General features: G+C 40.6%; 21 protein-coding genes. 18 read left to right on the top strand and 3 right to left on the bottom strand.

Translation table 11 applies throughout. The features are described 5' to 3' along the window. Window positions 1–39 precede the first annotated feature (39 nt). Both GMC92_RS06910 and GMC92_RS06905 read left to right on the top strand, forming a co-directional pair. A complete protein-coding gene (locus GMC92_RS06910) occupies window positions 40–1,197 on the top strand; it encodes a THUMP domain-containing class I SAM-dependent RNA methyltransferase (RefSeq protein WP_023920295.1) in 1,158 nt (385 codons plus the stop codon). Window positions 1,198–1,208: 11 nt separating this feature from the next. Beyond that, on the top strand, window positions 1,209–2,633 hold the full coding sequence (locus GMC92_RS06905) for a cell division site-positioning protein MapZ family protein (RefSeq protein WP_023920297.1): 1,425 nt from the start codon (window positions 1,209–1,211) through the stop codon (window positions 2,631–2,633). A 75-nt stretch (window positions 2,634–2,708) separates the two neighbouring features. Here GMC92_RS06905 and GMC92_RS06900 read toward each other — a convergent pair whose 3' ends face one another. Further along, window positions 2,709–3,191, bottom strand: coding sequence for an S-ribosylhomocysteine lyase (locus tag GMC92_RS06900; protein ID WP_023920299.1), 483 nt, complete (start codon window positions 3,189–3,191; stop codon window positions 2,709–2,711). A 233-nt stretch (window positions 3,192–3,424) separates the two neighbouring features. On the opposite strand from GMC92_RS06900, the gene GMC92_RS06895 reads away from it, so the two are divergent. From GMC92_RS06895 to GMC92_RS06835, 13 genes are all read left to right on the top strand, one after another. Then, on the top strand, window positions 3,425–5,032 hold the full coding sequence (locus GMC92_RS06895; RefSeq protein WP_023920301.1) for a ribonuclease Y: 1,608 nt from the start codon (window positions 3,425–3,427) through the stop codon (window positions 5,030–5,032). Window positions 5,033–5,138: 106 nt separating this feature from the next. Further along, window positions 5,139–5,771 carry a guanylate kinase gene (gene gmk / locus GMC92_RS06890; protein WP_003003905.1) on the top strand — a complete coding sequence of 211 codons (633 nt, stop codon included), beginning with the start codon at window positions 5,139–5,141 and terminating at the stop codon, window positions 5,769–5,771. A 25-nt stretch (window positions 5,772–5,796) separates the two neighbouring features. Then, window positions 5,797–6,111 carry a DNA-directed RNA polymerase subunit omega gene (gene rpoZ, locus GMC92_RS06885; protein ID WP_003010339.1) on the top strand — a complete coding sequence of 105 codons (315 nt, stop codon included), beginning with the start codon at window positions 5,797–5,799 and terminating at the stop codon, window positions 6,109–6,111. Between the two features lie 63 nt (window positions 6,112–6,174). After that, window positions 6,175–8,583: a primosomal protein N' gene (locus GMC92_RS06880; RefSeq protein ID WP_037599925.1), complete on the top strand. Its 2,409-nt coding sequence runs from the start codon at window positions 6,175–6,177 to the stop codon at window positions 8,581–8,583. Between the two features lie 11 nt (window positions 8,584–8,594). Beyond that, entirely contained in the window at window positions 8,595–9,530 is a 936-nt protein-coding gene (gene fmt / locus GMC92_RS06875; RefSeq protein WP_023920305.1) for a methionyl-tRNA formyltransferase, read from the top strand. Further along, entirely contained in the window at window positions 9,520–10,833 is a 1,314-nt protein-coding gene (gene rsmB, locus GMC92_RS06870; protein WP_155200049.1) for a 16S rRNA (cytosine(967)-C(5))-methyltransferase RsmB, read from the top strand. Before fmt ends, rsmB begins: the two co-directional genes overlap by 11 nt. A 21-nt stretch (window positions 10,834–10,854) precedes the next feature. After that, window positions 10,855–11,595, top strand: coding sequence for a Stp1/IreP family PP2C-type Ser/Thr phosphatase (locus GMC92_RS06865; RefSeq protein WP_021154558.1), 741 nt, complete (start codon window positions 10,855–10,857; stop codon window positions 11,593–11,595). Next, a complete protein-coding gene (gene pknB / locus GMC92_RS06860; protein ID WP_155200048.1) occupies window positions 11,592–13,460 on the top strand; it encodes a Stk1 family PASTA domain-containing Ser/Thr kinase in 1,869 nt (622 codons plus the stop codon). The genes GMC92_RS06865 and pknB overlap by 4 nt, the downstream gene beginning before the upstream one ends. A 119-nt stretch (window positions 13,461–13,579) precedes the next feature. Next, window positions 13,580–14,275 carry a cell wall-active antibiotics response protein LiaF gene (gene liaF / locus GMC92_RS06855; protein ID WP_021154560.1) on the top strand — a complete coding sequence of 232 codons (696 nt, stop codon included), beginning with the start codon at window positions 13,580–13,582 and terminating at the stop codon, window positions 14,273–14,275. Then, on the top strand, window positions 14,272–15,288 hold the full coding sequence (locus GMC92_RS06850) for an envelope stress sensor histidine kinase LiaS (protein ID WP_021154561.1): 1,017 nt from the start codon (window positions 14,272–14,274) through the stop codon (window positions 15,286–15,288). Before liaF ends, GMC92_RS06850 begins: the two co-directional genes overlap by 4 nt. Next, the gene (locus tag GMC92_RS06845) at window positions 15,285–15,917 is read left to right on the top strand and encodes a response regulator transcription factor (RefSeq protein ID WP_021154562.1); all 633 of its coding nucleotides are present in this window, start codon (window positions 15,285–15,287) and stop codon (window positions 15,915–15,917) included. Before GMC92_RS06850 ends, GMC92_RS06845 begins: the two co-directional genes overlap by 4 nt. A 44-nt stretch (window positions 15,918–15,961) precedes the next feature. Further along, the gene (locus GMC92_RS06840) at window positions 15,962–17,362 is read left to right on the top strand and encodes a bifunctional Cof-type HAD-IIB family hydrolase/peptidylprolyl isomerase (protein WP_021154563.1); all 1,401 of its coding nucleotides are present in this window, start codon (window positions 15,962–15,964) and stop codon (window positions 17,360–17,362) included. Between the two features lies 1 nt (window position 17,363). Beyond that, the gene (locus GMC92_RS06835; RefSeq protein ID WP_023920312.1) at window positions 17,364–17,729 is read left to right on the top strand and encodes a S1 RNA-binding domain-containing protein; all 366 of its coding nucleotides are present in this window, start codon (window positions 17,364–17,366) and stop codon (window positions 17,727–17,729) included. Between the two features lie 50 nt (window positions 17,730–17,779). Here the strand turns inward: GMC92_RS06835 and cysK are convergent, their stop codons facing one another. Continuing rightward, window positions 17,780–18,703 (bottom strand): cysteine synthase A, encoded by a 924-nt coding sequence (gene cysK / locus GMC92_RS06830; protein ID WP_003004014.1) that lies wholly within the window; start codon window positions 18,701–18,703, stop codon window positions 17,780–17,782. A 122-nt stretch (window positions 18,704–18,825) separates the two neighbouring features. Then, a complete protein-coding gene (locus tag GMC92_RS06825) occupies window positions 18,826–19,467 on the bottom strand; it encodes a YigZ family protein (RefSeq protein ID WP_021154565.1) in 642 nt (213 codons plus the stop codon). A gap of 55 nt (window positions 19,468–19,522) precedes the next feature. Between GMC92_RS06825 and GMC92_RS06820 the strand changes: the two genes are divergently transcribed. From GMC92_RS06820 to hpf, 3 genes are all read left to right on the top strand, one after another. After that, a complete protein-coding gene (locus tag GMC92_RS06820) occupies window positions 19,523–20,821 on the top strand; it encodes an ATP-dependent helicase ComFA (protein WP_155200047.1) in 1,299 nt (432 codons plus the stop codon). Further along, the gene (locus GMC92_RS06815; protein ID WP_155200046.1) at window positions 20,818–21,483 is read left to right on the top strand and encodes a ComF family protein; all 666 of its coding nucleotides are present in this window, start codon (window positions 20,818–20,820) and stop codon (window positions 21,481–21,483) included. The genes GMC92_RS06820 and GMC92_RS06815 overlap by 4 nt, the downstream gene beginning before the upstream one ends. Before the next feature lie 81 nt (window positions 21,484–21,564). Next, window positions 21,565–22,107, top strand: coding sequence for a ribosome hibernation-promoting factor, HPF/YfiA family (gene hpf, locus GMC92_RS06810; RefSeq protein WP_155200045.1), 543 nt, complete (start codon window positions 21,565–21,567; stop codon window positions 22,105–22,107). Window positions 22,108–22,317: the final 210 nt, after the last annotated feature.

Raw genomic sequence — 22,317 nt, 5'->3', positions numbered from 1 at the left:
AGAGATCTCAACCTCCTTTTTTAAAGTGATAGGAATAAGATGAAAAAACAATTTGAATTGATTGCAACGGCCGCTGCTGGTATAGAGGCTGTTGTTGGTCGAGAACTACGCGATCTCGGCTACGATTGCCAGGTTGAAAATGGACGGGTTCGATTTCAAGGAGACCGTCGAGCAATCATAGAGACCAATCTCTGGTTGCGCGCGGCTGATCGAGTAAAAATTGTGGTTGGGACTTTTCCAGCCAAAACCTTCGAAGAACTCTTTCAAGGTGTCTTTGCTTTGGATTGGGAAAATTATTTGCCTTTAGGAGCACGTTTTCCTATTTCTAAGGCTAAATGTGTCAAATCAAAACTCCATAATGAACCTAGCGTTCAGGCCATTTCGAAAAAAGCAGTGGTTAAAAAGTTACAAAAACACTATGCCCGACCAGAAGGTGTTCCTCTCATGGAAAATGGGGCAGAGTTCAAGATCGAAGTATCGATCCTTAAAGACCAAGCCACTGTCTTGATTGACACCACTGGTAGTAGCCTCTTCAAACGTGGTTATCGGACTGAAAAAGGGGGAGCCCCTATTAAGGAAAATATGGCAGCAGCAATTCTTCTGCTGTCAAACTGGTATCCAGATAAACCCTTGATTGACCCGACATGTGGTTCTGGAACGTTTTGTATTGAGGCGGCAATGATTGCGAGAAATATGGCACCTGGTTTACGTCGGACCTTTTCTTTTGAAGAATGGAACTGGATGGATGATCGCTTGATTCATGAAGTCCGTCAAGAAGCAAGCAGAAAAATCAATCGCGAGATCGAATTGGATATTATGGGAACCGATATCGATGCACGGATGGTTGAGATTGCCAAAGAAAATGCCCAGAAAGCGGGCGTTAGCAGTGATATTACTTTCAAACAAATGCGAGTCCAAGATCTTCACTCAGATAAGATCAACGGGGTGATTATCTCCAATCCTCCATATGGAGAACGCTTATCCGATGATGAAGGTGTGACGAAATTGTATACTGAAATGGGGCACGTATTTGCACCTCTCAAAACCTGGAGTAAATTTATCCTAACCAGTGATGAAGGTTTTGAATCTAAATTCGGTAGTAAAGCAGATAAAAAACGAAAACTTTATAACGGAACCCTAAAAGTTGATCTCTACCAATATTTTGGGGAACGAGTAAAACGGCAGATTAAGGCATAGAAAGGATTTTTATGACAGAGAAGGATAAAAAGCCATTAGAGCAAGAAACAGAATCAATTTTAGAGTTTGAAGATGCTAAAGAGATGACGATTGGGCAGGCCAATCGAAAGGCAGAAGAAATCGAAGCAGGTGTCACTGAAGGTGATAATGTCTTAGACAAATACATCAAACAACACCGAGCAGAAATTGAAGCTGAAAAATACGATACAAAAATTTTGGCCAAAGAAGAATTGGCTAAAGCTGAAGAGTTGGCAGCTACAGAAACAGTTGCTGAAGTAGCTGAAGCAGTGGAGGAGCCGGAAGTGACGGAAACGGTCTTGGAACAAAGGCCTGAAATGGATGCTATCTCAACTGAATTACCTGCTAAGATTAAATTTGGTCCCACACCAACTGAACCAATTGTAGAAGCTGAGGAACTTCCTGAGGAAACACCAAGCAATGCGGGCAAACGAATCAAAGCGGTTCTATACTCTGCCTTAGGTCTTGCGATTGTCGGTTCGGCCATTTTTGTGACCTATAACTGGATGCACAGTCGTGGAAAATCTGGTGGTACAACTGTTGTATCGTCTTCATCTAGCAAGTCATCTTCTACTTCTAAATCAAGTAGCAGTGAAACACAGGCTCAAAAATTGGAAGAGTTTACCAAAGCCTACGATGCCTTTTTTGTAGATGAATCAAAAAGTGCTCTTAAAAATGATAAATTCGGAGACTTGGAAAATCTGAAGAAACTGCTGGACAAATTAGAAGGAAGCAGTGATTATAATGCGGCTAAAACAAAATATGAAGACCTTGTGAAGCAAGTTTCTGCCATTCAAAAAGTGAATTCTCAATTTAGTTCTCCAGTCATCAAAGATGGAGTTCTTGATGCAACTGCCAAAGCGAAAAGTGATGCGACCTTTGCAGAAACAAAGACAGGCAATGAAAAATTAGATAGCTTATTGAATGAGGCGGTTGCGCAAGGACGTTCACAACAAGTTGCGACACCGGCACCAGTGACAGGGACAGGTGGTACAGATACTTCTAATGCAACTCCAGCCCCAGCTCAAGCAGCAACGCCTACGGCCCCAGCTGTCAATGCTGCTACAGGTAGTGCAGGAACGGCAAACCCAGGCTATTCAGGGTACGGTCTTCCAAGCGATGGAGTTCCACTTCAGCGGAACTTGAGCCGTGTGCCATATAACCAAGCAGCTATCAATGATGTCAATAACCCGGCTTGGGTGTTTGGTGATGGGATCCTTGAAAAAGTATTGAACATTGCTCGTAAACGTGGGCATATCACTGGCAATCAATACATTTTAGAGCGTGTTAATATCATTAACGGTAATGGCTATTACAACCTCTTCAAACCAGATGGAACCTATCTCTTTAGTATCAATGCCAAGACTGGTTATTTCGTAGGGAACGGCAAAGGTCATTCAGATGCTCTGGATTATTAATGCTTGATCAGACATCCCTTTTCTGGGAAGAAATACAATAAAAAAGGATGAACCAGAGGTTCGTCCTTTTTTATATCAAACAAGATGACGTTCAAAGGGATCGTCCGAAATTCCTTGATCTAGAATCAGGCGACACCATTCTTTGGCTGAAAAGAGACTGTGGTCCTTGTAATTTCCACAAGACTCAATAGTGGTGCCTGGGACATTCTCCCAAGTGCTGACAGATGCAATTTCTTCTAAAGAATCTTTGATTACTTTAGCAATTTCCGTACTCGAATGTTGTCCCCACATGATCATATGAAAACCGGTACGACATCCAAATGGGGAACAGTCAATCATACCATCTATGCGTTTGCGAATGAGCATCGCAAGAAGATGCTCGATTGTGTGGAGCCCTGCTGTTGGAATCGCATTTTCATTCGGCTGCACTAGGCGAATATCAAAGTTAGAGATGATATCTCCGTTTGGTCCAGTTTCCTCCCCAATCAAGCGCACATAAGGAGCCTTCACGGCTGTGTGGTCCAATTCAAAACTTTCAACAATTACTTCTTTTGTCATATTCAAATCCTTCTTTGTTTTTCTTGATTATAGCATAAAAAGCAGATTCAACAAAGTGGAAATAGATGAATTCCTCACAGATGTTCCATGAAAGAAAAGTAGATAAAAGAACAATCGTTAAGCAAAAATATAAAAGTTTTTTCCTGTTTTTTTAGATTGTTAATTTTAGTAATTTATGGTAAAATGTAAAAGAATTTTTAATTCAACTAATTAAATAGATTTGGGGTAAAAGCATGAATTTTTTAATTACAGGTGTTTTTGCCGCGGTCATTGGTTTAGTCATTGGATATGTGGGAACTGCTCTTAAAATGAAAGCTTCAAAAGAAGCTGCGGAATTCACCCTTTTAAATGCTGAACAAGAAGCAACGAATTTACGTGGACAGGCAGAACGCGAAGCCGATTTGATTTTAAAAGAGGCGAAGCATGAGTCAAGTTCACTTAAAAAAGAAGCACTTTTGGAGGCAAAGGAAGAAGCCAGAAAATATCGTGAAGAGGTCGATGCTGAGTTTAAGTCAGAACGACAAGAATTGAAGCAATTAGAAAGCCGTTTGGCAGAACGTGCTAGCAATCTTGATCGTAAAGACGACATTTTAACAAGCAAAGAACAGTCTCTTGAACACAAAGAGCAAAGTCTTACAGATAGAACTAAACACATTGATACGCGTGAACAACAGCTGGAAGAGCTTGAACACAAGAAAGTAGAAGAACTGGAACGTGTCGCTGCTCTAAGTCAAGGAGAAGCGCGTGACATTATTTTGAATCAGACGGAAGAGCATCTTTCAAAAGAAATTGCATCGCAAATTCGTGATGCTGAGTTGGAAGTGAAGGAACGTTCTGATAAGATGGCTAAAGACATTCTTGTCCAAGCCATGCAACGGATGGCAGGTGATTTTGTTGCTGAGCAAACAAACTCAACGGTTCATTTACCAGATGATAGCATGAAGGGCCGTATTATTGGGCGTGAAGGGCGCAATATTCGTACTTTTGAGAGCTTGACAGGTGTCGATGTGATTATCGATGATACGCCTGAGGTGGTGACCTTGTCAGGGTTTGATCCGATTCGTCGTGAAATCGCCCGCATGACAATGGAGAGCCTTCTCAAAGATGGTCGGATCCATCCAGCCCGCATCGAAGAGCTGGTTGAGAAGAACCGTCAGGAAATTGACAATCGTATTCGTGAATACGGTGAAGCGGCTGCCTATGAAATTGGTGCGCCAAACCTCCATCCAGATTTGATGAAAATCATGGGACGGTTGCAATTCCGTACCTCTTATGGTCAAAACGTTTTGCGTCACTCCATTGAAGTTGCCAAACTTTCTGGTATTATTGCTAGCGAGTTGGGTGAAAATGCTACCTTGGCACGACGTGCAGGATTCTTACATGATATCGGTAAAGCGATTGACCGTGAAGTGGAAGGAAGTCACGTCGAGATTGGAACTGAATTGGCACGGAAGTACAAGGAACACCCAGTGGTTGTCAATACCATTGCCAGTCACCATGGAGACGTGGAACCAGAAAGTGTCATCGCAGTCATTGTCGCTGCAGCGGATGCCTTGAGTGCAGCTCGACCTGGAGCACGAAGTGAGTCACTTGAAAGCTACATCAAACGCTTGCAAGATCTTGAAGAAATTGCAAATAGTTTTGAAGGAGTTAAGACAAGTTTCGCCCTTCAAGCGGGTCGTGAAATCCGTATTATGGTTAGCCCTGAGGCGATCAAGGATGATAAAGTGACGATCTTAGCTCATGATATTCGTGAGAAGATCGAGTCCAATCTTGAATATCCTGGAAACATTAAGGTTACCGTTATTCGAGAATTGCGTGCAGTCGATTACGCAAAATAAATGAAAAGCTTGAGATCTAGCATCTCAAGCTTTTTGAATGAAAAAATCAGTTGAAAATTAGGCCGATTTTTGTTACACTAGATAGAAAGACATTGAAGGAGAAATCATGGCGGATCGTGGCTTATTAATCGTATTTTCTGGCCCTTCGGGGGTTGGAAAAGGAACGGTCAGACGAGAAATTTTTGAAAACTCGGACAATCAGTTTCAGTATTCTGTATCGATGACGACGCGTGCACAACGTCCAGGTGAAGTGGATGGTGTCGACTATTTTTTCCGTACACGTGAAGAATTTGAAGATTTGATCCGTCAAGGGCAAATGTTGGAGTACGCTGAGTACGTTGGAAATTACTATGGGACTCCTTTAACCTATGTGAATGAAACCTTGGACAAGGGAATCGATGTATTCCTTGAAATTGAAGTTCAGGGTGCCCTTCAAGTAAAGAAGAAAGTTCCAGATGCAGTTTTTATTTTCTTAACTCCGCCTGATTTGGATGAATTGCAAGATCGATTAGTGGGTCGCGGGACAGATAGTGCAGAAGTTATTGCGCAACGGATTGAAAAAGCAAAAGAAGAAATCGCCATGATGCGTGAATATGACTACGCCATTGTGAACGACGAGGTTCCTCTTGCTGCTGAGCGTGTCAAACGTGTGATCGAAGCAGAGCATTTCCGTGTAGACCGTGTCATTGGCCATTATCTGGATATGTTACCAAAAACACAAACTATTGTGAAGAGATAAATAATTAGAAATTAGGTATAGGAATATGATGTTAAAACCTTCTATTGATACATTGCTTGACAAAGTACCATCAAAATATTCATTGGTCATTCTTGAGGCAAAACGGGCCCACGAATTGGAAAGTGGTGCAGTACCAACTCAAGAATTCCAATCAGTTAAATCAACATTACAAGCGCTTGAAGAAATCGAGTCTGGAAACGTAGTTGTTCACCCGGATCCAGAAGCAAAACGTGAAGCGCTTCGTCGTCGGATTGAAGCAGAGCGGATTCGCAAAGAAGAAGAAGAGCGCAAAATTAAGGAACAAATTGCCAAAGAAAAAGAAGATGGTGAAAAAATTTAAGGTTGGGGCTTCTCAATCTTATTTTTTGCTATTTAAAGGGTTCCGTGATAAAGTAAAGCTCATATGATAGAGGCTGGAGGTGAAAAAGTGATAGCAAAAGTCATCGTAGATGTCCCATTGATGCAGACAGATAAACCCTATTCTTATCAGATCCCATCAGAATTTGAGGATATGGTGGAGGCAGGTATGCGAGTTCATGTCCCCTTTGGTAAAGGGAATCGCCTCATTCAAGGGATTGTGGTAGATGTTTTAGAAGAGGCAGACACAAGCGAGGAATTAAAAGCGATTGTGGAGGTCTTGGATTACACTCCGGTCTTAAATCAAGAGCAGTTTTGGTTGGCGGATCAATTACGAAAAAGTGTTTTTTCTTATAAGATCACGATTTTAAAAACCATGCTTCCTTCTCTCCTCAATTCGAGTTATGATAAGATTTTGTATCCTCAACCTTCTTTAGATCCCACTCTCAAAATAAAACTTTTTGGTGCAAAAAATGAAGTTTCTTTTTCTTCTCTAGATGCAGCCGATCAAGCCCAAGTGATGCGGTTGGTCAGAAAAGGAGATTTGGTACTTGAATACAAGGCCAAGGATAAGAAACAAATTAAAACAGAAAAATGGTATCGCGTTAACCAGGAAGGATTAAAAGAACTTCAACTATCAGCGAGAGCTAAAAAAAGGCTAGCATTGAAAGAGCGCCTGTTACTAGAGCAAGGGGAGCAACCCTTAGCAGGATTGTATCAGGATTTTTCACGAGAAGTAGTGGCTTATTTTATTGATCAGGGTGTTTTAGAAATAACAGAACGAGAAGTGAATCGGGCGGCTGCATATTATGAAGGCAAAGAACAGACCCAGGCTCTGCTTTTAAATTCAGAGCAAGCAAAAGCTGTAGAAAGAGTAGTTTCTCAAATTGGGAAAACATCAAAGCCTTTTTTATTAGAAGGTGTGACTGGAAGTGGGAAAACAGAAGTTTATCTGCAGATTATTCAGGAAGTTCTAAATAAGGGGAAAACGGCTATTATGTTGGTTCCTGAGATTTCCCTGACGCCACAGATGACGGATCGTTTTATCTCTCGTTTTGGTCAGGAAGTAGCTATTCTGCACTCGGGCTTATCAAATGGTGAGAAGTATGATCAATGGCGAAAAGTTGAACGTGGGGAGGCCAAGGTAGTCGTTGGAGCACGCTCAGCCATCTTTGCCCCTTTGAAAAACATCGGAGCCATCATCATTGATGAGGAGCATGAGGCTTCCTACAAACAAGATAGTAATCCACGCTACCACGCAAGGGAAGTCGCAGTCCTAAGGGCTCAGTACAATCAAGCAGTCTTGCTTCTTGGATCTGCTACTCCAAGTCTAGAATCACGGGCTCGTGCAACAAAAGGGGTTTATGAATTAATTCGTCTAACCCAGCGGGCCAATCCGGTAGCCAAAATTCCAGAAGTTAAAGTCGTTGATTTCCGTGATTATATTGGCCAAAATGAAGCTGGTAACTTCACTCCGGTTCTAGTGGAAGCTATTGCTGATCGCTTGCAGAAAAAAGAGCAGGTTGTCTTGATGTTGAACCGCCGTGGTTATTCCAGTTTTGTCATGTGTCGCGAGTGTGGAACTGTAGATACTTGTCCCAATTGTGACATCTCTTTGACCCTCCACATGGATACTAAAACCATGAACTGTCATTATTGTGGCTATAGTAAAGCGATTCCTCGACACTGTCCAAATTGCCAAAGTCCTTCCATTCGTTATTACGGGACAGGAACACAAAAAGCTTATGATGAATTACAAGAGATCTTTCCTGAAGCTAAAATTCTGCGCATGGATGTGGATACCACTCGAAAAAAGGGGAGCCACGCAGCGATATTAGATGCTTTTGGGAATGGAGAAGCGGATATTTTGTTAGGGACGCAAATGATTGCGAAGGGATTGGATTTTCCAAATGTGACCTTAGTGGGTGTCTTGAATGCGGATACTTCTTTAAATTTACCGGATTATCGATCCTCTGAGAGAACCTTTCAACTCTTGACTCAGGTGGCAGGAAGGGCCGGACGAGCAGAGAAAGAAGGAGAGGTTATCATTCAAAGCTACAACCCCAATCATTATGCGATTCGATTTGCCAAAGACCAAGATTATGAAGGTTTTTTTGCCTATGAAATGCAGATTCGCCGGCAGTTAGGCTATACGCCTTATTACTTCACAGTTGGGCTAACCCTATCTCATAAGAGTGAGGAAATGGTGATGGAGAAGTCACATCAGGTCATGGAAATTCTCCGATCTGGCTTATCTGATCAGGTCCAAATCTTAGGACCAACACCTAAACCAATTGCACGCACACATAATTTGTATCATTATCAAATCATTGTGAAATATCGTTTCGAAGAAGGCATGACTCAGGTCTTGAATCAAATCTTAGAATTTACACAAGAAAGAGGCAACCAAGATCTACGTGTCAGTATTGATAATGAACCTCAAAGTTTTATGTAAGGAAGAAAGAAATGACAAAATTAATTTTTATGGGAACGCCTGATTTTTCAGCGACGGTTTTAAAGGGATTGTTAGCAGATTCGCGCTATGAAATTTTGGCAGTTGTGACTCAACCAGACCGCAAAGTAGGTCGCAAAAAAGAGATTCGAATGACCCCGGTGAAGCAGGTAGCTTTGGAACATCAACTACCGGTTCTTCAGCCGGAGAAATTATCGGGTAGTCCAGAAATGGAAACTCTCTTATCACTAGATGCAGATGGAATTGTGACCGCTGCTTTTGGACAATTTTTACCGACAAAATTGTTGGAGAACTTTCAGTTTGCGGTGAATGTCCACGCGTCTTTATTACCTAAATATAGAGGTGGAGCTCCCATTCACTATGCCCTGATCAATGGTGACGAAGAAGCTGGGGTTACAATTATGGAAATGGTCAAGGAAATGGATGCCGGAGACATGATTGCAGCTCGTTCTCTCCCAATTTTAGATGAGGACAATGTGGGAACTTTGTTTGAAAAATTGGCAGTCCTTGGACGTGACTTACTCCTAGATACTTTGCCAGCTTACCTGGCAGGGGAGATCAAGCCAAGTCCACAAGATCCAAGTTTGGTCACATTTTCACCGAATATTTTACCGGAAGAAGAGGTTTTGGACTGGACCAAAACCAATCGCCAAGTCTTTAATCAGATCCGAGGGATGAATCCTTGGCCGGTCGCTCATACGTTATTAAATGGGCAACGCTTTAAAATTTATGAAGCAGAGCTATGCGAAGGAAATGGAAATCCAGGAGAAGTGATTGCTTTGACCAAAAAAGAGTTGCTGGTCGCTGCAGGAGAAGGCGCATTGTCCCTTAAAGTTGTGCAGCCAGCAGGAAAACCAAAAATGTCCATCACAGACTTTTTGAATGGCGCTGGCCGTCAATTGAAAGTAGGAGATCACTTTGGAAGTTAAACAAATGAATGCGCGTGAACAGATCGTTCGAGTGCTAGAAGAGGTTTTTGAGCAGGGAGCTTATTCTAATATTGCCCTAAATCAAGCGCTAGAACACTCTCAACTTTCAGATAAAGATAGAAGCTTTGTTACGGAAGTTGTATACGGTACTGTAGCACGGAAGATAACGCTCGAGTGGTATCTCGCCCACGTAATTGAAGACCGGACGAAATTAGATCCTTGGCTCTATTATCTTTTGATGATGAGTTTGTATCAACTTGTCTATTTAGACCGAATTCCCGATCATGCCATCGTCAATGAAGCTGTCCGGATAGCAAAACGTCGTAAAGAAGGCAGTGAGAAGTTTGTCAATGCTATTCTTAGAAAGCTCCTCCGCGAGGGACTACCAGCTATTGATACGATCAAGCGAAAGAACAAACGTTATTCGGTAGAGTATTCCCTACCCGTATGGTTGGTCAAAGCATTGATCGAAGAATACGGTGAAGAACGTGCTGGCGCTATTTTTAAGAGTCTCTATCAACGTAATAAATCCAGTATTCGTGTGATTAATCTAGACGAAAAAGAAGAGTTAGCGCAGCTACTCGAAGCAACCTCCTCTCTACTTGCTCCCTCTGCTCTCGTGAAAGAACAGGGACATTTTGCAGCGCATTCCTTGTTCAAAGAAGGGCACATTACTATTCAAGACGAGTCCAGTCAATTGGTGGCACCGGCTTTGGATTTGCAAGGAGATGAGTGGGTTTTAGATGCCTGTGCGGCGCCAGGTGGAAAGACGACTCACCTGGCTTCTTATCTCACAACTGGGAAAGTCACAGCCTTGGATCTCTATGACCATAAGCTCAAATTGATTCAAGAAAATGCTAATCGGCTCCATGTTGCGGACAAAATTTTGACAAAGAAGTTAGATGCGACAAAAGTCTTTGAAACATTTGGACCTGATGCTTTCGATAAAATTTTGGTGGATGCGCCTTGTTCAGGGATTGGTTTGATCCGGAGAAAGTCTGATATCAAGTACAATAAAGAGAGTGCAGATTTTGTATCTTTACAAGCTATTCAATTGGCCATTCTGGATAGTGTTTGTCAAAGTGTGCGTAAAGGTGGTATAATAGTGTACAGTACGTGTACAATTATGGGTAAAGAGAATTTTGAAGTGGTGGACCAATTTTTGAAAAACCATCCAAATTTCGAACAAGTCCCATTGGATCACGAAAGAAAAGATATTCTTAAAAATGATTGTATCCTTATTACACCCGAATTATATGGAAGCGACGGCTTCTTTATCAGTCGTTTTAAGAGAATCTCATAATATCAGGAGGAAACTGACAGTATGGATATTACGATCTTAACCGATGTAGGTCAAAGACGGACAAATAACCAAGACTATGCAAATCAATATAAAAACAAGGCAGGAAAATCTATGGTTTTACTTGCTGATGGTATGGGAGGACACCGTGCCGGAAATATTGCTAGTGAAATGGCAGTCACAGACCTAGGTGCGGCTTGGGTTTCTTCTGAGATCGAGACGGTTAATCAAGTACGGGAATGGTTTGCAGAACATTTAGAAGCTGTGAACCGTCGGATCCATTTAGCTGGGCAAGATGATGAGCACAAAGGAATGGGAACGACACTGGAAGCTTTGGCTTTTGTAGAAGGACAAGTGATTTATGCCCATGTTGGAGATTCGCGGATTGGCCTCATTCGTCAGGGCGAATACCAGCAGTTGACCAGTGATCATTCTCTTGTAAATGCTCTTTTGCGAGCAGGTCAAATCACAGAGGAAGAAGCAGCCCATCATCCTCAACGTAACATCATCACTCAGTCCATTGGCCAAAAAGATGAGTTGGAGCCGGATTATGGTTTGGTGACGGTTGAAGCAGATGATTATATTTTGATCAATAGTGACGGTTTAACTAATATGATTGGCCCGGATGAAATCAGAGATATTGTCTTGAGTGATGTTTCACTGGAAGAAAAAGCTCAAACCTTGATTCGTTTTGCCAATAATGCTGGAGGCTTGGATAATATCACTGTTGTACTGCTCCACTTTACTGAGGAGGACGCAGCATGATTCAAATCGGCAAAATTTTTGCCGGGCGATATAAAATCATCCAACAAATTGGACGCGGCGGGATGGCAGATGTTTATCTTGCGCGTGATTTGATTTTAGATGGGGAAGAAGTTGCAGTCAAGGTACTGCGTACGAATTACCAGACGGATCCCATTGCGGTTGCGCGTTTTCAGCGTGAAGCAAAGGCGATGGCAGAGCTGGACCATCCAAATATCGTTCGGATTACAGACATTGGCGAAGAAGAAGGACAACAATACCTTGCAATGGAATATGTTGCAGGTTTAGACTTGAAACGCTATATCAAAGAAAATGCTCCTTTATCAAATGAAGAAGCTGTTCGTTTGATGGGGCAGATCCTTCTAGCTATGCGTCTTGCCCATACGCGTGGCATTATCCATAGAGATTTAAAACCACAGAATGTCCTCTTGACACCAGATGGAACAGCAAAAGTTTCAGACTTTGGGATTGCAGTGGCCTTCGCAGAGACTAGCTTGACCCAGACCAACTCGATGTTGGGGTCGGTTCATTATTTGTCCCCTGAGCAGGCGCGTGGATCAAAAGCTACGGTGCAAAGTGACATCTACGCTATGGGGATCATTTTCTATGAGATGTTGACAGGACACATTCCTTATGATGGAGATAGTGCAGTCACAATTGCTTTGCAGCATTTTCAAAAGCCACTCCCATCTATTCGTGAAGAAAATAAGAATGTTCCACAAGCTTTAGAAAATGTGGTGATCAAAGCGACAGCTAAAAAACTGACGGATCGCTATAAATCAGTGGCAGAGATGTATGTGGACCTTTCAAGTTGCTTGTCCTACGAGAGAAGAAATGAGAAAAAACTGATTTTTGAAGATCAATCGAAAGCTGATACAAAGACTCTTCCAAGAGTGAGTCCAACTCCAAAGACGGCTCCTGTTCCAATCTCTGAGGTACGCAGTGAAATCAGTTCGGTAGATCCTAATCGACCATTATCTGACCAGCAGACCATGGCACCAAGTAAAAAGCCAAGAAGACGCTTGCGGGCGCGCTACAAGGTCTTGTTTGTTGCCATTGCCCTAGTTCTTGCTGCCTTTACTTTCTTGTTGTATATGAGCCCAGCCAATAAAACCGTTCCAGATGTTTCCGGCAAAACCATTGCCGAAGCTAGAGCGGTTATTGAGGGACAAGACCTTCAAGTCGGTGAAGAGAAAGAAGAGTACAGTGATTCGGTTGCAGAAGGCTATGTCATTCGAACCAATCCAAATGCAGGGGCCCAAAAGAAAGAACAAAGTCGAATTGATTTGATTGTTTCAAAAGGACCAAACAGCTTTGAAATGCCAAATTACGTGGGTGAAACACGGGCAAAAGCAGAAGAAGATTTGAAAAATACTTATAAAGTATCAAGCAAAATGATCACGATTGAAGAAGTTGAGACCTTCGATTATGCTGCAGGGACAGTTCTTGAACAAACTCCAGCTCCAAGAGAGCAATATTCTCTGAATTCAAAAACTAAGATTGTTTTGAAAGTAGCGAAAGAAACGACTTCAATTGAAATGCCAAACTATGTTGGATCAACTTATGATTTTGCTAGAAGTAATTTGATTGAGATCTATGGTATTAAAGAAGCCAATATCGAATTAAGAAAAACAGAACATCTCCCTGATGGGGTAGTTGTTTCTGCCGGTCAAATTGTCAGTCAAACTCCAGAAGTTTCGAGTACGGTGGATATTAACCGAACACGAATTGTTTTGACTGTATATGAGCCTAAAGTGACAGCTTCTTCAAGTACGAAAGCCTCATCAAGTTCTGATACATCTAGTTCATCCTCTGGTGAACGATCAGATACAGAAAGTTCAAGCAGTAGTGCAACTAGTGGAGATTAATAAATCAGTCTAAGACTCAGATGGATTTCTGGGTCTTTTTGATTGTCTGCTATTATCCACCCACAGACGGAAGTCAAATGAGGAAAAATTTGATAAAATAGGAAAAGATGAGGTAGACTATGTGGAAAATACAAATTTTTATTTTCGTTGAAGCCGTTTTGTTAACATTAGCAGCGATCACCATTTTATCAATCGATTTTTCCAGATTTGTTGTCTTGATGGTTCTCTTTTTGCTCCTTTTGTATTACTATTTTGGCAAACAAAAAGCGAATTTTCTATTAATCGCGCTGAGTGTGCTCTTGTTTTTTATCGTGATGCTGAATCCTTTTGTGATTGCAGCCATTTTATTTGCGGTGGTTTATGGTTTATTGATTGCTTACCCTTATATGTATAAGGAAAATGAAGCAGTTGTGTTTGATGTTGAAGAGGATACGAAAATTCGTCAGGAAAAAACTCGATGGATTGGTGATTTACAACATTTTTCAAAGCAAAGTCGAGGGTATCGAGATCTGAATGTGATCCGAGTTTTTGGGAATGACACCCTCCATTTAGAGGAGGTAGCCATTTGCAATTGGGACAATGTAGTGATCATTCGGAAAGGGTTTGGAAATACAAAAATTATCTTACCGATTGATTTGGAATTGCATTTACAAATTAACACCTTGTATGGAGATCTGAAGTTTTTGGATCTTCCTGTCCGTAAAATGAGGAATGAAACCATAGATATTGAAACGGCACATTATCGGAGATCGCACCGTTCTGTAAAAATTGTGTTAGTTGGTATTGTTGGGGATGTTGAGGTGTTTCGCGCATGAAGAAATTAGACTATCTCCTATTGTATTTCTATTCCCTAATGGTGGTTGCGGTCATTTGTCATACCATTTTCCATTTTGTTGGTTTTCAGTGGGGCAAACTTCTCTCAGATCTTTCCTTGCTTCAATCATTCCTATTTTTGATTTTTAGTCTGACGCTTGCATTGACGGCTTTGGTTATCTTAATTATTAAAATCACGCAATTTGTAACGGTTCATGCAGTACAACAAAAGGTAGAAGCGATCCTGACTGCTTCACAGCGAAAAGAAATTGCCCCCAAAGAATTGAATCAACAGTTAGATTTATTGGACAGCAAATTGCTTCGACTAGAAGAAAATTTACAAAAAAGTGAAAATCGTGTGATGCGAAATGAGGAAGAAATTGTGGAAATCGAGCGTAAGAGAATTGCGCGTGATCTACATGACACGGTTAGTCAAGAGTTGTTTGCAGCCAATATGATTTTATCTGGAGTGGCAGCACAGGCCCTTGAGTTAGAGAAAAGTCAGATCCAGCAGCAACTAAATGGTGTGTCAGATATTCTAGGGACAGCCCAAAATGATTTACGCGTCTTGCTCTTACATCTTCGTCCTACAGAATTGGAAGGAAAAAGTTTGGTAGAAGGTATGGAGATGATTTTTAGAGAATTGAAGGAAAAGAGTAACCTAACAGTTGTCTTCCATCATAATGACGTGAGCATTCCAAAAGATATGGAAGAACATCTATTTCGAATCGTCCAAGAAATTGTCAGCAATACCTTGAAACATGCTAGAGCTCAACAAATGGATGTCTTTTTGCATCAGGAAGGAAAACAACTTCATTTACGGATGGTGGATGATGGAATCGGCTTTGAGCAGGAAAAATTGGAACGATTGAGTTATGGGTTGAAAAATATTCAAGAACGTGTAGAAGACATGGCGGGGACCATTAAAATAAGAACGAGTCCTCAAAAGGGAGTGGCTGTAGATATTCGTGTTCCCCTCCTTGTAAAAGATAAAAATGAAAAGGAAACTGTATGAAAGTATTATTAGTAGATGATCATGAAATGGTCCGATTGGGATTGAAAAGCTTTTTGTCCATGCAAACCGATATTGAGAAAGTCTTAGAGGCGAAAAATGGGCAAGAAGGGGTGGAGTTGGCGCTGAAAGAAAGACCAGACGTCATCATCATGGATATTGTGATGCCAGAGCTAAATGGAATCGATGCGACTCTAGCCATCCTAAAAGAGTGGCCGGAAGCTAAAATTGTCATTTTGACGTCTTATTTAGATAACGAAAAGATTTACCCTGTCTTAGATGCCGGTGCAAAAGGATATATTTTAAAGACCTCGTCAGCAACTGAGATCTTACAGGCTGTCAGAAAGGTTGCAAAGGGAGAATTTGCAATTGAGACAGAAGTTAGTCAAAAAGTTGAGTCACGAAAGAACCATGCTGAATTGCATGATGATTTGACAGCTAGAGAACGAGATATTCTGGCTTTATTGACGAAAGGATATGAAAATCAACGAATAGCAGATGAACTCTTCATTTCTTTAAAAACAGTGAAGACCCATGTCTCCAACATCTTATCCAAATTAGAAGTCAGTGATCGGACGCAAGCAGTCGTCTATGCCTTTCGACACCATCTGGTGAATCAAGAAGATTTTTAAAAGGAAACATGCTATAATAGAGCATGATCATAAGGGGGAGACAAGTGGACGCAAAATTACGTTATAAAGCCAAAAAAGTTAAAATCGTCTTTTTTGATATTGATGATACATTACGTGCAAAAGAAACTGGATTGATCCCAGAATCTGTCAAAGAAGTCTTTCATCAGTTGAAAGAAAAAGGAATCCGAACAGGGATTGCAACCGGTAGAGGGATTTTTGGGGTTGTTCCTGAAATCATGGACTTAAAGCCTGATTTTCTAGTAACCTTAAACGGTGCCTATATAGAAGATACAAAAGGAACTGTGATCTACCAATCACCAATCAATGAAGCAATCGTTTCTTCTTTTGTGGATTGGGCCAAAGAATCCGAGATTGATTATGGGTTAGTGGCTAGTCATCAAGCTGCCCTGTCTAATCGGACACCCTTGATCAGTGATGCTATTGACATCATTTATCCAAACTTACCAGTAGATCCAGATCTGCATTTGAAAGAACCTATTTTCCAAATGTGGACCTTTGATGAACAGGATAGTGAGCTAGAGTTGCCCCCTTCTTTGCAAGAGAACTTGCGCCTAGTTTCGTGGCATCCCCATTCGTCAGATGTTGTTCGCTTTGAAGCTTCAAAAGCTTCAGGAGTTTCTCATCTTGTAAATCATTTGGGCTTGAAGCCAGAGAATGTTTTAGTATTTGGGGATGGATTAAATGATCTAGAACTGTTTGATTACGCTGGAATTAGTATCGCAATGGGAAAATCTGCCCCAGAGTTACAAGAAAAAGCTGATTATATCACTAAGAATTTAGAAGAAGATGGCATATTCTATGCCTTAGAGGAGTTAAATATGGTTGAAAAAGAATTGACATTACCACAGTTGGAACTTGCTACGGTTGACGGTCCTGTCGCTGTGATCAAAACCAATCACGGTGAGATGAACATTCAATTGTTCCCGGATCAAGCGCCAAAAACAGTTGCAAACTTTGTAGCTCTTGCTAAGTCTGGCTATTATGATGGTGTCATTTTCCATCGGATTATTAAAGATTTTATGATCCAAGGGGGAGATCCAACAGGCACAGGTATGGGTGGTGAATCCATCTATGGGGAGAGCTTCGAAGACGAGTTTTCAAAAGAATTGTACAATATTCGCGGAGCCCTTTCGATGGCAAATGCTGGACCAAACACAAATGGCAGCCAATTCTTTATTGTACAAAATCAACATCTTCCATATTCGAAAAAGGAATTGGTCCGCGGTGGCTGGCCTGAAAAAATCGCAGAAATCTATACGACAGAAGGGGGAACTCCTCACCTAGATCAACGTCATACAGTATTTGGTCAATTGATGGATGAAGCTTCTTTTGCTGTGTTGGATGAGATCGCGGCTGTTGAGACAGGGATGATGGATAAGCCAGTAGAAGATGTCGTGATTGAAACCATCGAAATTGAGGACTAATATGAAAATTGGAGATAAGTTAGAAGGAACCATCACAGGAATTCAACCTTACGGCGCCTTTGTCGAACTAGAGTCGGGTGTGACGGGCTTGATTCATATCTCAGAGATTCGAAGTGGTTATGTAAGTAATATTCATGATATTCTGTCGATTGGGGAGAAGGTCTTTGTCCAAGTCATCGATGTTGATGAATATTCTAAGAAAGCCAGCCTCTCTCTGAGAACACTAGAAGAAACACCACAACGAAGCATTCGACACCATCGTTTTTCAAATGACCGCCACAAGAGTGGTTTTGCGCCCTTAGCTCAACAGATGCCGACCTGGGTCAAAGAAGGAAAGGTATTCTTTAGCAAACAAGAAAAAAAATAAAAACTTCGATAGGTTGAGGAAACCTATCGAAGTTTTTTTGATGTAGAGAATTATTCAAATTCGTAAAGGGTAGTAGAAAGGTAACGTTCTCCATTATCTGGTGCAAGAGCAAGAACTTTTTTACCGCTTCCCAATTCTTTTGCGACTTCAATAGCAGCATAGATAGCAGCTGCGCTTGAGATACCGACTAAGAATCCTTCAGCACCACCAATAGCGCGTGCAAGTTCGAAAGCTTCTTCTGAAGATACGCGACGAACACCATCATATGCATTAGTGTCTAAAGTATTTGGGATAAAACCAGCTGAAATCCCTTGGATTTTATGTGGACCAGGTTTTTCGCCAGAAAGGACTGCAGATTCATTGGCCTCAACGGCATAGACTTTGACAGCGGGATTATTCTTTTTCAAAGTATGAGAAATACCAGAAACAGTACCACCAGTACCAACACCTGCGACAAAAGCATCTAAACCATCTTTTCCAAAGGCATCAACGATTTCTTGTCCTGTTGTTCTTTCATGTACCTCTGGGTTAGCAGGGTTTTCAAATTGAAGAGGAAGGAAGCCATTTCTTTCTGCAGCGATTGCTTCAGCTTTAGCGATGGCGCCTTTCATTCCTTCACTTCCAGGAGTCAAAACGAGTTCAGCTCCATAGGCTTGGATGATTTTACGACGTTCCACACTCATGGTTTCAGGCATGACAATCACAACTTTATAGCCTTTAGCTGCGCCAACCCATGACAAGCCAATACCTGTGTTCCCACTAGTTGCTTCGACAATGGTATCACCTGGTTTGATCAAGCCATCCGCTTCAGCTTTTTCAATCATGCTCAAAGCAATCCGGTCTTTAACTGATGATCCAGGGTTGAAAGCTTCGAGTTTGACATAGACATCTGCAGCTCCTTCAGGAACAAGACGGTTCAATTTGACAATCGGAGTGTTCCCAATCAATTCTGTAATATTTTCATAAATAGCCATAATATACCTCAGTTCTAGTTTTCTTAATACTAACAAGTATAGTCCCTTGTGAGAAGAATGTAAAATATAGAAATTTTATGGGTGTGATAAAAAAAAACTATCGTTGCCGATAGTATTGTTAATTATTTTTCTACAGAAAGCAGGGGTACTTCAACCTCACGAATTCCTTGGTCCTCAATAATGACTTTGCCATTGTAAAATTCGACTAAAGCCGCTGTGATAGAGTTTGTGTTTTCTTTATCCACAAAAATGGTTGTCATCACCTGATCTGTAAACATCGGATCTTGTTCCGCCAATTGATGGTCTTTTAAGAAATTAGCAAATTCTTGGTATTGGGAGTAAGAAAGTGTGATCCCAAGAACCACTTGCTCTTTGATTTCTACCAGTCCAATTTCTCGAACTGCTTGTGCAACACTTCCAGCGTAAGCACGAATCAGACCGCCAGCGCCTAATTTAATACCTCCAAAATAGCGGGTAACCACGACGCAACTATTAGTGATGCGATGATTCTCCAAAACTCCTAACATCGGTACCCCAGCTGTTCCGCTAGGCTCTCCATCGTCACTGGTCCGTTTGATATCACTTTGTTCTCCAATGATGAAAGCAGAGCAGTTATGCGTAGCCTTATAGTGTTCCTTTTTGATGGCATTGATAAAGTCTCTAGCTTCCTCTTCAGAGGAGACTCGCTTGACATGACAAATGAATTTTGATTTTTTGATTTCTTCTTGAACAGTGCCGTTCTCTTTAAATGTAACATATTCCATATTCTTATTTTACAAAAAAAGAATGATTTTCTCCAACTTTTGCGAATTAATAAGTATGAAGATAGAAGATTCTTATGGAAGACTCTTAACAGAGAGTCAAATGACAAATGATCTAAAAGAAATTGCCCAAGAACTTCCAGCTATAGAAAAAGAGAATGGAAGGTACCATTGCTTTCGATGTGGCAGTTTGATTGATCAGAAACTTTGGAAGTTGAGTGAGGAGGTGCTGTATTGTAGAGCCTGTATCCAATTGGGAAGGATCCGGAGTGATCAAAAACTTTATACTATTGCACAGCGAGACTTTGAAGGTCAAGAGGTGCTAAACTGGAAAGGGACCTTGACTTCCTATCAACAAGAGGTATCTGAAGGACTTATCCAAGCAGTTAAAGCAGGAAAACATGCCTTGGTACATGCTGTGACAGGAGCTGGAAAAACGGAAATGATGTATCAGGTTGTAGCAACAGCGATCAAGGCAGGAAAAGCAGTCTGTATTGCTACCCCAAGAATCGATGTCTGTATAGAATTGTACGGAAGAATGAAGGAAGATTTTTCCTGCCCCATCTCTTTACTTCATGGAGAATCGGAGCCCTATTTTAGAACACCTTTAGTGATCGCTACAACCCATCAATTGCTAAAGTTTTATCAGGCCTTTGATCTCCTTATTATAGATGAGGTAGATGCTTTCCCCTATGTAGACAATTCGATGTTATACAAAGCAGCTCAGAATGCGATAAAAAAAGAAGGGAACACCCTTTATTTAACCGCAACTTCAACAGATGAGTTAGATAAAAAGGTCAAGAAAAAAGAGATCATCCGTTATATCCTTCCAAGACGATTTCATGGGAACCCGCTAGTGGTCCCTGAAATAAAATGGGTATCGAAAATGAGAAAAAAAATAGAAAAAGGAAAAATCCCCTACGAACTATTGCAACTGATCAAGAAGCAAAGACAGACTCACTACCCATTGTTAATCTTTGTATCTGAAATAGAATTAGGACAACAATTTACTGAGAACTTAAAAAAATACTTTCCCAAAGAAACAGTAGGTTTTGTATCCTCACAGACAACAGACCGTCTACGAATGGTAGAAGAGTTTAGAAACAGAGCCATAACCATGCTAGTCTCTACAACTATTTTAGAAAGAGGAGTGACCTTTCCGTTTGTAGATGTCTTTGTTTTAGAAAGTAATCATAAATTATTTACTAAAAGTACCCTCGTACAAATTTCAGGAAGAGTCGGTCGAAGTAAAGAAAGACCAACAGGTAAACTACTTTTTCTATCAGATGGCATAACACGAGAAATGAAGAAAGCGGTTAAGGAAATAAAGGAAATGAATCAGGAGGCTGGATTTTGAAAGAATGTCTGCTTTGTACGAAAGAGTTGAAAACTGGTGAACATTTCACAGACCTTATTTTTATGAATCAACAAGAAGAATGGATTTGTAAAGAATGCAAAAAAGACTTCGAACAAATTGGCGAAATCCATTGTCCTAGATGTTATAAAGATAAGGAGGAGAAAGTATGTAAAGATTGCGAATACTGGATACAAAAGGGGAATATGGTCCAACATGAAGCATTATATAGATATAATGCAGCAATGAAGGACTATTTCAAGCGATATAAATTTGAAGGAGATCGTTTATTAGGAATGGTATTTGCAAGTGAAATCAAAAAAGCCTTGAAAAAGTATAAAAGCTATACGATAATACCGACTCCAATCAGCCATGAAAAAAAGCAGGAGAGAGGATTTAATCAGGTTTCGACTATATTAGATTTTGCAGAAATAAAGTACAGCAGTCTCTTCCAAAAAGAAGACAGCTTAGCCCAATCAAAAAAAACAAGAGAAGAAAGATTAAAAACCTCTCAACACTTTCAATTAAAAGAAGAAGTTTCAAAAAAGCAGAAATATCTTATCTTTGATGATATCTACACAACGGGCAAAACAATCGAGTTAATGAAGCGCCTACTAATTGAAAAAGGTGTGAAAGAAATAAAGACATTTTCAATCGCAAGGTAAAAAAAGATTTGCAAAAACTTTATGAAAGCGTTATAATATACATATAAATAAAAACATAATGTTTAGAAAGTAGGTACTAATATGATTAAATATAGTATCCGTGGTGAAAACCTAGAAGTAACAGAAGCCATTCGCGACTATGTCGTTTCTAAACTCGAAAAGATTGAAAAATATTTTCAGGCAGATCAAGAGCTAGACGCTCGAGTAAACTTAAAAGTTTACCGTGAAAAGACCGCAAAAGTAGAAGTAACCATTCCACTTGGATCTGTTACACTGCGTGCAGAAGATGTCTCTCAAGATATGTACGGTTCAATTGATCTGGTTGTAGATAAAATTGAACGTCAAATTCGTAAGAATAAAACAAAAATCGAAAAGAAAAATCGTGTTAAATCTGGTGCAGGTAAATTGTTTACCGATGCAGTTGTAGAAGAAGCAGCAACCACAGAAAAAGTTGTTCGCTCAAAAACAATTGATCTAGAGCCAATGGATTTAGATGAAGCGATCCTTCAAATGGATCTATTAGCACACGACTTCTTCATTTATCGTGATGCAGAAGACAACACAACAAATGTGATCTACCGTAGAGAAGATGGAGACATCGGTCTATTGGAAGTAAAAGAATAGAGATCAAAAAGAGATTGAAAACATCAATTAAATTATAGAGGAATCAGGAGCATTCATGCTCCTGATTTTTTATATAAGTAAAAAAACTTTCAAAAAAATAAAATTTTTTGAAAAAAGTGTTGACAGTAAGGGTAGGTCATGATATACTAATATAGTTGTCGCGCGAGAGCGACAAAGACCTTTGAAAACTGAACAAGACGAACCAATGTG

The sequence above is a fragment of the Streptococcus parasanguinis genome, from assembly GCF_009717775.1.
In the GTDB taxonomy this organism is placed as follows: domain Bacteria; phylum Bacillota; class Bacilli; order Lactobacillales; family Streptococcaceae; genus Streptococcus; species Streptococcus parasanguinis_AG.
The sequence above is the reverse complement of the archived record's forward strand: the minus strand, read 5'-3'. Positions and strand labels throughout refer to the sequence as shown.